8 protein-coding genes are annotated in these 12,614 nt (G+C 71.1%); 4 read left to right on the top strand and 4 right to left on the bottom strand.

Going from position 1 to position 12,614, the window contains the following annotated elements:
- Positions 1-115: 115 nt before the first annotated feature.
- Entirely contained in the window at positions 116-1,438 is a 1,323-nt protein-coding gene (locus tag TU31_RS27485) for a streptophobe family protein (RefSeq protein ID WP_219819230.1), read from the top strand.
- On the opposite strand, the gene TU31_RS27480 is transcribed toward TU31_RS27485, so the two are convergent.
- The 3 genes from TU31_RS27480 to TU31_RS27470 are packed head-to-tail and all read right to left on the bottom strand — an operon-like array spanning position 1,435 to position 5,589.
- Positions 1,435-2,472, bottom strand: a complete 1,038-nt coding sequence (locus TU31_RS27480) for a serine/threonine-protein kinase (protein WP_042159283.1) — start codon at positions 2,470-2,472, stop codon at positions 1,435-1,437. The two genes, TU31_RS27485 and TU31_RS27480, sit on opposite strands and share 4 nt — an antisense overlap.
- A complete protein-coding gene (locus tag TU31_RS27475; protein ID WP_042159281.1) occupies positions 2,469-3,185 on the bottom strand; it encodes a hypothetical protein in 717 nt (238 codons plus the stop codon). The genes TU31_RS27480 and TU31_RS27475 overlap by 4 nt, the downstream gene beginning before the upstream one ends.
- Before the next feature lie 16 nt (positions 3,186-3,201).
- On the bottom strand, positions 3,202-5,589 hold the full coding sequence (locus tag TU31_RS27470; protein ID WP_042159278.1) for an ABC transporter ATP-binding protein/permease: 2,388 nt from the start codon (positions 5,587-5,589) through the stop codon (positions 3,202-3,204).
- A 389-nt stretch (positions 5,590-5,978) separates the two neighbouring features.
- On the opposite strand from TU31_RS27470, the gene TU31_RS27465 reads away from it, so the two are divergent.
- Positions 5,979-7,544, top strand: coding sequence for a nucleobase:cation symporter-2 family protein (locus tag TU31_RS27465; protein WP_042159276.1), 1,566 nt, complete (start codon positions 5,979-5,981; stop codon positions 7,542-7,544).
- Positions 7,545-7,629: 85 nt separating this feature from the next.
- Here TU31_RS27465 and TU31_RS27460 read toward each other — a convergent pair whose 3' ends face one another.
- On the bottom strand, positions 7,630-8,355 hold the full coding sequence (locus TU31_RS27460) for a transcriptional regulator (RefSeq protein ID WP_042159275.1): 726 nt from the start codon (positions 8,353-8,355) through the stop codon (positions 7,630-7,632).
- Positions 8,356-9,010: 655 nt separating this feature from the next.
- On the opposite strand from TU31_RS27460, the gene TU31_RS27455 reads away from it, so the two are divergent.
- Positions 9,011-11,401 carry a glycosyltransferase gene (locus TU31_RS27455; protein ID WP_042159274.1) on the top strand — a complete coding sequence of 797 codons (2,391 nt, stop codon included), beginning with the start codon at positions 9,011-9,013 and terminating at the stop codon, positions 11,399-11,401.
- Complete coding sequence (locus TU31_RS27450) at positions 11,398-12,588, top strand: acyltransferase family protein (protein ID WP_245698786.1); 1,191 nt, start codon at positions 11,398-11,400, stop codon at positions 12,586-12,588. Before TU31_RS27455 ends, TU31_RS27450 begins: the two co-directional genes overlap by 4 nt.
- Positions 12,589-12,614: the final 26 nt, after the last annotated feature.

Below are 12,614 nucleotides of genomic sequence, written 5' to 3'. Positions count from 1 at the left end.
ATTGTGTGTTCCGCGGCACCGGGAAGCACCTTCCGTCGCCCGTCGGCGCATGCGCCACCCCAGACGGACCGTGGGTACCGCGGTCCCGTGCCCGGCAGAAGAGAGGTTGAGCCAGATGCGAGGCCCCGCGTCAGCCGGTTCCCCGGGTCCGGTGCGTGCCCATGGCGCACCGCACGCCGTCCGGGCCTGGGGGCAAGCGCTCGGCGCGGCCGTGGCGGCCCTCGTCACGATGCTGGTGGTCGCCGCCATCGGCCTGTGGGCGGCGGGCGCCACCGACCTCCCCGGCGGGGCGTTCCCGTCCGTGGTCGCGGCCACCGTGCTCGTCGCGGCCGGCGGCTCGGTGGGGCTGTCCGGCGACGCCGGGGTCATCGCCGAGGCCAATGCCGCCCTGGACGTCGTCCCGCTGTCGGTCACCCTCGCCGGAGCGCTGGTGCTGGCCTTCGCCTTCCTGCTGCCGCTGCGCCACCGGGCGGTGGCCGGCACCCGCGAGCTGCTCGCCCGGATCGCCCGAACGGCGGTGTGCTGGCTGGTACTTCTGCTGCTGCTCGCGCTCGCCGCCCGGCACAGCTTCCGGATCTCGGTGGGCAACGACCTCGCCGAGGAGATCGGATCCGAGCTGGGCGCCACCCCCACCGTCGGCTTCCGCGCCGATGTGCCCGCGACGCTCGGCGTCGGACTGCTGTGGGTGCTGGCGCTGCTCGTGCTGACCTTCCTCGTCTCCCGGCGCGCCCCGCTCTCGCCCCGGCTGCTGCACTACCAGGGCTCCGTACGGCCACCCGCCCACGCGATGGTGCTGACGCTGCTCGCCTACGCCGTGATCGGGCTGGTCGTCGGCATCGTCGAGCTCATCACCAAGGACCGCCCGGCCGAGACCCTCGCCGTCATCTTCCTCGGGCTGCCGAACGTGGCCTGGATGGCGCTGGGCATCGGCACCGGCGGCGCCTGGGTGGGGCATGTCGACAAGGCCCTGGGACTGCCCCTGCCGCACGCCCTCGACCAGGTGCTCCGCACCCACGGACAGCGGACCCTCGACCTCGGCTCGCTCGCCGAACAGGACCGCCGGGCCTGGCTGCTGGTGGCGGTGGCGGCCGTGGTGCTGCTCGCCGCCGCCTTCACCGCGGCGGTCCGCTCCCCGGCCCGGCTGCCGGCCTGGCGGCACGCCGTCGAGATGGCCGTGGCGCTGGCGGTCACCCTGTTCGTCGTCGGACTGCTCACCCGGATCTCCGCCCACTACGGGCTCTCCGTGATCGGCGTCGGCGACCTCGGCGGCGACCTGGGCGGCGAGGTCACCCTGGAACCGCAGCTGCTCCGGCTGGTCGGCGTGGGCCTCGTCTGGGGGCTGGTCACCGGTTTCCTCGGCAGCCTGCTGGCACGGGGCGTACGGCATCCGGGTGAGGTACGGGAGCCACGCGGGGGGCGGGAGCCGGACGGCCGCTAGGTCCGCCCCGGGAACATCGGCGTCGCCCAGCGCGGCGGTGGCGGAGGTGCCGCGCTGCGCCGGCCGCCCTGGTCCACCTGGGCATCGACCTGGGTCATGGGGTGCGCCTGCGGGGTACCGGCCGGGGTCGCGGGGACCGTGGCCCGTCCGGCCGCGCGCAGCGCCGCCACGAAGCCCCGGCAGGTCTCGTAGCGGTTGTCCGGCGCCTTGGCCAGCGACTGCGCGAACACCGCGTCGACGGCCTCCGGCAGATCCGGCCGCAGCTCCGTCATGGCCGGCGGCGGATCGTACTGATGCGCCCACAGCAGCGCCATGTCGTCGTCGCGGCGGAACGGCGGTGCCCCCGTCAGCATCTCGAACAGCACGCAGGCCAGGCTGTAGACATCGCAGCGGCCGTCCACCGGGCGGCCGGAGATCTGCTCGGGCGCCACATAGTCCAGCGTGCCGACGAACTGGCCGACACTGGTGAACCCGGTCAGTGACAGGGACTTCTTCGTCAGCCCGAAGTCGGTGAGATAGGCGTGCTCGGGGCGGTCGCTGTCGGTGCCCTCGGCGATCAGGATGTTGCCCGGTTTGACGTCCCGGTGCACGAGGTCGTGCGCATGGGCGGCGTCCAGCGCGGAGGCCACCTGGAGGGCGATCCGGCAGGCGGTCTCCAGCGGCAGCGGCCCGTCGCGGTCGAGCAGCGCCCGCAGATCCCGGCCCTGGACGTAGCGCATCGCGATGTAGAGCACGCCCTCGGTCTCCCCGGCCTCGAAGACCGGCACGATGTGCGGGTGGTCGATCGCCGCGGCGACCCGCGACTCATGGGCGAAGCGCTGCCGGAAGGTGTCGTTCCGGGCGAGCTCGGGCGCCAGCAGCTTCAACGCCACCGTGCGGCCGAGCCGCAGGTCCTCCGCGCGGTAGACCACCGCCATCCCGCCCCGGCCGATCTCGTCCTGGAGCAGATATTCGGCGATCTGCCGCCCGCGCAGCCCGGAGGAATCGGGAGCGGTGGAGCGGCCCTGCGGCCGGTCGGGTGCCGCACCGTTCACCGGATCTCACCCACGGGGTTCGGTGGCGGGGGTGGCCGCTCGCCGGGGTGCAGGGCCCGGGTCGCGGCGGGGTCCTGAGGCGGCCCGTCCGGCGGGCCCGACGCCCCGGGGCCCGGCGCCGGCCCGGGGCCGCCGGTGGCCGAGGGGACCGAGGGATCCGCCACCGGACCCGGCTCGTCCCGCGCCTCCGGGCCCGTCCCGGACCCCGGCCGCTCCCCGGACCGGGACGACGGCCCCGCCGTCACCGCGTACGTCTCCAGCGACACCCCGTCGCAGTAGCACCACCGCTCGTGCCGGGCGTCGTAGAGCCAGACCGCATCGCCGTCCACGACGATCCCCAGCCGGGTGCCGCGGGTGCGCCGGGCGAACGACTCGCCGTCCAGCTGCCCGGCGGCCAGCTCCTCGATCAGCTTCCGGTACCGGATCAGTTCGCCCTCCGCGGCGCCCAGCAGCGGGCGGGGGTCCGCGGTCCGGGCGGGGGCCTGCGCGGCGGCCGGCGGTTCGCGCGGGACGGCCAGGAGCAGCCGGCCGTCGACCCAGGTCGACCAGCCGTTGGAGCACAGCGCCAGCGCCCAGTCGCCGCGGCGGTCGATGATCTGGACCGGAAGCAGCGGATCGAGCGGTGCGGACGGCCGGGTGGTGTCCGGGGCCGACCAGCTCGCCATGCCTTCCGGAGGGACGACATGGCTGGGGAGGAATTCCGGCGAGGTCACAGGCGGCTCCTCGGCACTACTTGCGCATGATCTCGGGCTCGTGCCGCCGCAGCAGCTTGGTGACCACGAATCCCAGGAGCAGGGAGAGCACGATCATCATGCCCATGTTCAGCAGCCAGGTCCCCGGCTTGTGCTGGAACAGCGGGTCCGCGGTCCCCTGCGGCATGATGTGGTGCAGATCGATGGTGCCCGCCATGGCCCCGAGCGCCCACCGCGACGGCACCAGCCATGCCAGCTGCTCCAGCACCAGCACACCGTTCAGTTTGAGCAGCGCACCGCAGAACACGACCTGGATGATCGCGAGCAGCACCAGCAGCGGCATGGTGACCTCTTCCTTCCGCACCAGCGCGGAAACGAACAGGCCGAGCATCATGGCGGTGAACGCCAACAGCGCCACCGCGAGGGTGATTTCGATCAGCGGCGGCATCAACACCCCTTTGCCGCCCGGTGCGTTCAGCTTGACGCCGATCAGCGCCACCAGGGTCAGCACCACGGCCTGGACGATGGTGATCGCACCCAGCACCAGCACCTTGGACATCAGGTACGCCGAGCGGGACAGGCCGACGGCTCTCTCTCGCTGATAGATGGTCCGCTCCTTGACCAGCTCCCGCACCGCGTTGGCGGCGCCGGTCAGCACCGCTCCGACGCACAGGATCAGCAGCGCGTTGACCGCCGAGTCCTGGGTGAGCGCGGACCCGGCCAGGGCGTGCGCCATCGCTCCCATCACGAACGGCAGCGCGACCATGATGATCAGGAAGGTCCGGTCGGCGGTCAGCGCCGCCGCATAGCGCCGGACCAGCGTGTGCAGCTGTTTGCCCCAGCTCTGCGCCTTCGGCGCGGTCACCGGGCCCGCCGGGGCCTCGGGGGCGCGCGGGGGCTGATGGGAGTCCGCGGCGACATAACGCCGGTGCTCGGGCGAGGCGCGGAACTGCCCTGCCCAGTCACGCTCCTTGTCGTTCTCGAAGGCCTCGAACGCCTCTGGCCACTGCTGGTACCCGAAGTAGGCCAGCGCCTCCTCCGGCGGCCCGTAGTAGGCGATGGTGCCGCCCGGCGCCAGGACCAGCAGCCGGTCACAGACGTCCAGGCTCAGCACGCTGTGGGTGACGACGATGACCGTACGGCCGTCGTCCGCCAGTCCGCGCAGCATATGCATCACGGAGCGGTCCATCCCGGGGTCGAGACCGGAGGTCGGCTCGTCGAGGAAGAGCAGCGACGGTTTGGTCAGCAGCTCCAGGGCCACGCTGACGCGCTTGCGCTGGCCGCCCGAGAGGCTGTGGATCGGCTGATTCGTCCGCTGGTCGAGGCCCAGTTCACGGATCACCTCGTCGACCCGCGCCTGCCGTTCGGCCTTCGCGGTGTCCTCGGGGAAGCGCAGCTCCGCGGCGTAGCTCAGGGCCCGGCGCACGGTCAGCTGGAGATGCAGGATGTCGTCCTGCGGTACGAGCCCGATGCGCTGGCGCAGCTCGGCGTAGTCGCGGTAGAGGTCACGGCCGTCGTAGAGCACCGTGCCGTCGTCGGCGGGGCGCAGCCCGGTCAGCGCGTTGAGCAGGGTCGACTTGCCGGCGCCGCTGGGTCCGACCACGGCGAGCAGCGTCTTCTCGCCCACCGGGAAGGACACCTGCTCCATCAGCGTCTTTCGGCCGTTGTCGACGCGGACGGCCAGATCCTGCACGTCCAGCGACACCTCACCGGTGTCGATGAACTCCTGGAGTTCGTCGCCGACCAGGGCGAACGCGGAGTGGCCGATGCCGACGATATCGCCGGGGATCATCGGTGCCCGGTCCACCGGCTGGCCGTTGAGGTAGGTGCCGTTGTGGCTGCCCAGGTCGACGATCTCGAAGCCCTCGGCACCGGCCCGCAGCTCCGCGTGCCGTCGGGAGACCGAGAGGTCGTCGACGACCAGGTCGTTTTCGGGGGCGCGGCCGATCCGGGTGGTGCGGGCGGCGGGCAGCGGGCGTACGGAGCTGGGCCGGCGGAAGGTATGGGTGCCGGCGGGGTGCGAGACGGCGGAGGGCCGTTCGGCGCGGGTCGGCGGTGGCGACGGTGCCGGGGGCGCCGGCGGGGTGGGCGGCGCCGGCGGTGGTGACGCCATGGAGAGCACCGCACACGGACCGTCCGCGGGGTTGCCGAACCGGATCACACTGCCCGGCCCGACCCCGGTCTCGTGCACCCGGCGTCCGTCGGCGAACGTGCCGTTGGTGCTGTCCTCGTCCTCCACCGTCCAGTGGCCCGACTTGGTCCGCAGCACCGCGTGGTGCCAGGAAACCCGGGCATCGTGCAGTACGAGTTCGCAGGCGGGATCCCGCCCGACGTGGTAGACGCGGCTGGGGCTCATCACCTGGGTGCTGCCGTCGGACTCGATGACGAGTTCCGGCGCGGTGGGCGCATGCTGCCGCTCAGCCATACCAAAATGCTACGGCCGAGAGCCGGGCTCCGCCTGTCGGCACGGGAGCGCCCGCGGCAGACAAAGTCCCCTTCCCAAAACGGTATTTCGGGTCATGATCACCCTTTATGCGAGCGAATACGGCCGGTTACTCGCGAGAAACGGCACAGGTCAACTAGGGTGAACGCTCCGATTGGTCCCACCTGCAAATTCCATGGAAATGCCGGAATTTGCCGCGTTGGTCGAAAGAAGTCCTGCGGAACCCGGGACGCACAGCGCGGTGCAGGGCTACGTGGTGTCGGTAACACCGCTGAACGTCGGCTTTGTAAGACCCAGCCGGCCCGTCCGTCCTCCGGGACACGACGGGCCGGTCCCTTCTTATTCACCTACCTCCCGAAGGCAAGGCAGAGATGGCACGAGTCTCCCGACAAGACCCCGAGCAGTTCTCCCAACAGCGGGCTCACCCCGTCGACGAGGTACTCCCCGTCGGCAAACTCACCCTCTTCGGTTTCCAGCACGTCCTCGCGTTCTACGCGGGAGCGGTGGTCGTTCCGATCATTCTCGGGAACGCCCTGGGTCTGTCCCGCGAGGAGCTCGTCTATCTGATCAACGCGGACCTGCTGACCTGCGGTGTCGCCTCGATCATCCAGGCCCTCGGCGTCTGGAAGATCGGTGCCAGGCTGCCGCTGGTCCAGGGCGTCACCTTCACCGCGGTCTCGCCGATGATCGCCATCGGGCTGGGCGCGGGCGGCGGCACCGCCGGTCTGCTCGTCGTCTACGGCGCGGTGATCACCGCGGGAATGGCGACCTTCCTCTTCGCGCCCTTCTTCAGCAAGCTGGTGAAGTACTTCCCGCCGATCGTCATCGGCACGATCCTCACCGTCATCGGCCTCACCCTGATCCCGCAGGGGCTGAAGGACGCGGCCGGCGGTGCGCAGTTGATCGGCCACCCCGGATACGGCGCTCCCAAGAACCTCGCCTACGCGCTGGGCACCCTACTCTTCGTCCTGCTCGTGGTCCGGTTCGGGAAGTCGTACCTGAGCAGCCTCGCCGTACTGCTCGGCCTGGTCGCCGGCACCGGCGTCGCCTGGCTCCTCGGCGATGTGGATTTCGGCGGCGTGAAGGATGCCGCCTGGTTCGGCGTCAGCACGCCCTTTCACTACGGAATGCCGAAGTTCGAGCTGTTCCCCATCATCGCCATGGTCGTCGTCATGCTGATCACCATGGTGGAGACCACCGGAGACGTCTACGCCATCGGGGAGATCACCGGTAAAAAGATCGACAACGCCACCGTCGCCAATGCGCTGCGCGCCGACGGTGTCGCCACCGTCCTCGGCGGTATTCTCAACTCCTTCCCCTACGTGGCGTTTGCCGAGAACATCGGCCTGGTGCGGATGTCGAAGGTCATGAGCCGGTTCGTGGTGGTCGCGGCCGGCGGCTTCATGATTGTCATGGGCTTGCTGCCGAAGGCGGGCAGTGTGGTGGCCGCCATTCCGCATCCGGTGCTCGGCGGTGCCGCGATCGCGATGTTCGGCATGGTCGCCGCGGTCGGTATCCAGATCCTCGGCAAGGTGGATCTGCGCGACGAGCGCAACGCCCTGATCCTCGCGGTCAGCCTCGCCGCCGCGCTCCTGCCGAACGCGGTCGAGCCGTTCTTCACGCGGATGCCGGAGGACGTCCGCGCGGTCCTCAACAGCGGGATCACGCTGGGAAGCCTGACCGCCGTCCTGCTGAACCTCTTCTTCAACGTCTTCACCCGCCGCAAGACGATGGAGATCGACTGGGACGAGATCGAGGGCGACGACGAACCGGCGGACGCGCACGAGCCGTTCGGTGCGCACGGTCCGGCGGAGCCGTACGCCCCGCAGGCGGCGGACCCGTACGCCCCGCAGGCGCACCACCGTCCGGGACCGCCGCACCCCCCGGCGCCGCAGCCCCCGCAGGGCGGACCGGACTGGGGGATACCCGGCCGCTGAGTCCGCCAACGACCACGGGCGGGGAGGGAATCGATGTCCGGTTCCCTCCCCGCCCGCTTTTCGCCGGTGCCCGAGCCGGCCTACCTCAGTGCGTCGGCACCGTGTTGAACGGCGGTGCCTCGCCCGCATCCCCGATCAGATCCCAGAAGTGGTCCACCAGCCGGCGCAGATACGCCGAGCGCTCGGCCGCGACCTCCTTGAGCCGGGAGTCATCGTTGCGCGCCACCACATGCCCCATGTAGCGCTCGGAGAACTCCGCGAACTCCCCGTGCATCGTGCGCAGTGCGTCGCTCACCCGCGTCTTGTTCAATGTGGTGATCTTGGTGACCGGGCCGACATGCGACTTCCAGCGCCCGTCGATGGCCGCCCGCAGATGCCCGGACAGCTCCTCGTCGCGGCCCATCACCCCGATCAGCTTCCGCAGCGACAGCCCCAGCGCCTCCACCAGCGCCTTGGTCTGCCGGTAGTCGCCGCTCCACTGCCGCGCCGACTCGGCCGCCCAGTACAGCGCCGGGTCCATGCCGATCAGCTGCGACAGCCGCTCCACGCTCAGCTGGCGGGCCATCCGGTGCTCGGCCAGGGTCCGCGGCTCGACACCCATCAGCGTCGTCGGCGGGCACCACAGCACATCGGCCAGGACGAACAGCTGCGCCTCGGTCGGCATCTGGGATCCGTATTCCCAGGCCTCGACCAGCTCGGGGTGGACCGGCGTACCGCATGCCGTCATGGACTGGGCGACCTGAGCCGTACTCAGGCCCACCCGGGCCCGCGCGGATCTGGCCTCGGCGGGGGAGAAGGGAGTGCTGTACACGTACGGGACACCTCGCTGCACCCGGCGAACGAGGGGTGCTTGGGGGGAGAGGGCATGGAGGAACATCCAGGAGCGGGCAGATTAACAGATGGTCGATAGGTACGAATCCACAGTTCCCCTTCGACTCGAAGGCTGGGGGAGACGTGCGGACGAGTCCGCGGGAGATGTGCGCTATCTGTCCGATTTCGCGACGCAACTCGCTTACTGGGTATAGCCGAAGCCCTGGTGCTTACCGGGCGGTAGCGATGCGTTGAGACCGCGCGGACGGCGGGACGTAATCAGAGCGTTACGCAGAAGCAGGAGTGGTGTCACAGTTTGCGTCGAGGCTGAAGTTGTCGACGGGCACCGCCGCGCGGGGCCCGCCGACGGCACACCCGACATCCGGTCCTCCCCCACAATCCGATCAGGATGGGACCCCACATATGCGATCAGTGCTGGAACGCGCCCATGCGTTCCGAGGCTTGGAGCCTGCCTTAGCAGCCGTGCGCCCGCGCGCCCGTGTCCGTACCGCCGAGAGACGGACCCGAAGGGCGACCGCGATCCATGTATCTGTCATGCATCTGACAGCCGGCTAAGAGGTCCGGACCGCTGCCGCCGACGCGGCGCGGCCCGGGCCCGCTTTCGCATGCCTCCTTGCACGAAAGGACATCCCCAGGTGCTCACTTCGCACCGCACCACCCCCCAGGGCTCCCCCATGGCCCTGCTCGACGCCGCGGCCCCCGCCGCCCCCACCACCCCTGCCGACGTCTCCCGCGGGGGCGGGCATGTGCTGGTGGTCGGCGCCCCAGGACCCCGCCTGGAGCGCCTCACCCGGACCCTGCGCGCCACCGGCCACGAGGTCAGCCACGCCCCGCCCGGTGAGGTCGACCGGCGGATGGGGCAGGCGCACCCGGACGCCATCGTGGCCCTCGACGACCGGGGCGCACCCGGCGCCCACGACGACAGCGGTCTCGACGTGATTCGCGAGGTCCGTACCGTCCCCGCCGGCCGGGCGCTGCCGCTGCTCATGGTCACTGCCAGACCGGAGCCCGCCGGGGTGGCGGACCTGCTGCGCCACGGCGCCGACGACTGCGTTCCGGAAGCCTCCGACCCGGACGAACTGTCCGCCCGTATCGAGGCCAAGCTCCGCCGCGTCCCCGTACCGGTCGAGAACCTGCCGAGGGACCCGCGCACCGGCCTGTACTCCCACGCGCACTTCCTGGACGAGCTGGACCGTGAACTGCGGCGCCCCGAGGCCGCGCGCAACGGCGGGGTGCTCGCCGTGGTCGGCGTGGCCGAGATGGCCGCCCTGGAGGCCCGGCTCGGACCTCGAATACGCCGCGAGGTCGCCGAACGCCTGGCGGGCGTCGCGGAGCGGCTCGGCAGCTTCTGCGACCGGCTCGGCTGGGACGACGACGGCCAATTGCTGATGCTGCTGCCCGGAGTCGACGAGGAGACGGCCCGCCGCGGGCTGGAGAAGTTCGCCGCGACCGTGGCCGGCACCCGGTTCATCGTCGCCGACGAGAACGTCCGGCTCACCCCGGCGATCGGCTGGCTGCCGCTGGCCGGCTGCGCGGACGGCGGCCGGGCCGCCGGCCAGGCCCGGGACGCGGTACAAGAGGCGCTCCGCCACCGGGATCTGCGCCCGGTGCGGTACGCGCCCTGGATGCGCGGCACCCCGCACCGCCACCGCCGCCCCTCGTTGAGCGCACTGGTCCGGCCCGCCCTCTCGGCGCTCTCCCCGGTCCTGGCCCTGCTGCTCGGCGTCGCGGTGCCGTTCGTGCTCTACCTCCAGACGTACGCACTGGGCTGGGACCTCGGCTCCGCCATGTACTGGGTGGTGGTGGCCGGGCTGGTGCTGTCCGCGCTGCTGATCGTCCTGGAGTGCCTGTTCTCCCTCGACGCGGCTGCCCGGCCCGAATCACCCGGCGCGCCGTACCCGCCGGCCAGCGCCGTCATCGCCGCGTATCTGCCCAATGAGGCCGCGACCATTGTCGAGACCGTCGAGTCGTTCCTCCGCCTCGACTACCCCGGCGAGCTGGAGATCCTGCTGGCGTACAACACGCCGCATCCGCTGCCCGTCGAGGACACCCTCCGCGAGATCGCGGCCCGCGACCCGCGGCTGGTGCTGCTGCCGGTCGCGGGCAGCACCTCCAAGGCGCAGAACATCAATGCCGCGGTCACCCGGGTCCGCGGTGAGTTCGTCGGCATCTTCGACGCCGACCACCACCCGGCCCGGACCGCGTTCCGGGACGCCTGGCACTGGCTCTCCAACGGCCATGACGTCGTCCAGGGGCACTGCGTGATCCGCAACGGCGAGAGCTCCCGGATCGCCGAGCTGGTGGCGGTGGAGTTCGAGGCGATCTACGCGGTCAGCCACCCGGGCCGCACCCGGCTGTACGGCTTCGGCGTGTTCGGCGGCTCGAACGGATTCTGGCGGACGGATCTGCTCGCCCGGATCCGGATGCACGGCTCGATGCTCACCGAGGACATCGACTCGACACTGCGCGCCCTGGGCGAGGGCGCACGGTTCGCCGTCGACCGCACCCTCATCTCCCGCGAACTGGCGCCCACCACCCTGAAGGCGCTGTGGAACCAGCGCTCCCGCTGGGCACAGGGCTGGCTCCAGGTCTCGCTCCGGCATCTGTGGCGCAGCCTGCGCTCCCCGGCCTTCACGGCACGTCAGAAACTGGGCCTGTGCGTCCTGTTGGGCTGGCGCGAGGTGCAGCCGTGGCTGACGCTGCAGATCCTGCCCATCCTGCTGTACTCGGCCTGGAAGGCCGGCGGGCTGCACCGGCTCGACTGGGCGGTGCCGGTGTGCGTACTGGCGGTGCTGTTCACCATGGCGGCCGGACCGGTGCAGGCGCTCTTCGCCTGGCGGCTGGCAGTTCCGGAACTCCGCTCCCGCGGCCGGTGGTTCTGGTCCTATCTCCTCGTCTCGACCTTCTTCTACAGCCACTTCAAGAACATGGTGGCCCGGCAGGCGCATCTGAAGGAGGCGCTGGGGGACCGGCAGTGGCGGGTCACCCCACGGGCCGTCGGTGCGAAGGCGGTGGCCCGCCGATGAGGCGTACGGATGCCGCTCCGGCCCGCCGCCGGGCCAGTGCCATCGACGGCTTCCGCGGGCTCGCCGCGCTCAGCACGGTCGCCTTCCACGTCTGGCAGCAGTACTTCCGCTATGACGCACAGGGCAGCCACCCGCCGGTCGACGACCCGGTCCTCGGCGCCGTCTTCTCCCTCGAAGTCATCGACCTGTTCTTCGTGCTGTCGGCGTATCTGCTGACGCTGTCGTACGCACGGGCCGCCCTCGACGGGGGCTCGACCCGGCCGGCCCGGCTGTTCCTCTTCCGCCGGGCGATCCGGATCCTGCCGCTGTACTTCCTGGCGGTGCTGGTCGTCTGGGCGACCCGCAATCCGACCCTGCCGGGCAACTGGCGGGACCTGGTCGAGCACCTCACCTTCACCCATGTCTTCGACCAGCAGCGGATCTTCTACACCCTGGGCCCCACCTGGTCGCTGTCGCTGGAGGTGCTCTTCTACCTCGTCCTGGTGGCGCTCGGGCCGCTGGCGGTCCGTGCCTGCCGTCCGCTGCGCCGGCGCCGTACCAGGGTGGCGGTGTGCGCGGCCGGGTGCCTGTTCCTGTACGCCGCGCCGCTCGCCTGGATCGCCGTCGCCCACTACCGGTTCGGGGTGCCGCACACCGACTGGGTGGTGTACTTCGGCCCGCAGGCCCGCTTCGGCGGCTTCGCGGCCGGGATGGGGCTGGCCGTACTGACGGCCGCCCTCGGTGACCGGGGCCGCCTCGGGCCGCGCACCGCGCTGCCGTTGGCCGCGCTCGCGCTGGCCGGACTGTTCGCGCTCTCCCTGGACTCCGGCCCGGAGAACTTCACCTTCACCTTCTACCACCCGATCGCCTCGCTCCTGTGGGTGCTGCTGATCTTCAGCACCCTCCACGTACGTCAACAGACCTTCTGGCACGGCCTGTTGACGGCCCGCTGGCTGACCGCCGCCGGACTCGTCAGCTACAGCCTCTTCATCTGGCACGAGCCGGTCATGCTCCAGCTCCACAACGCCGGCCTGCTGCCCACCGGGCAGTCGGGCTTCCTGCCGGCCCTGCTCATCGTGTTCCTGGTGGCGGTGCCCGTGGCGGCGGCGAGTTACTGGCTCATCGAATATCCGGCGAGCCTGCTCGGCCGGCTCAAGGACCACCGCGGCCGGCCACGGGAGTTCTATCCGGAGCCGGCCACCCGCTGACGGCGGCCGGCGGACCCTTCGTCTTC

Origin of the sequence: Streptomyces lydicamycinicus, assembly GCF_000829715.2 — a bacterium.
Lineage (GTDB): Bacteria > Actinomycetota > Actinomycetes > Streptomycetales > Streptomycetaceae > Streptomyces > Streptomyces lydicamycinicus.
The sequence above is the reverse complement of the archived record's forward strand: the minus strand, read 5'-3'. Positions and strand labels throughout refer to the sequence as shown.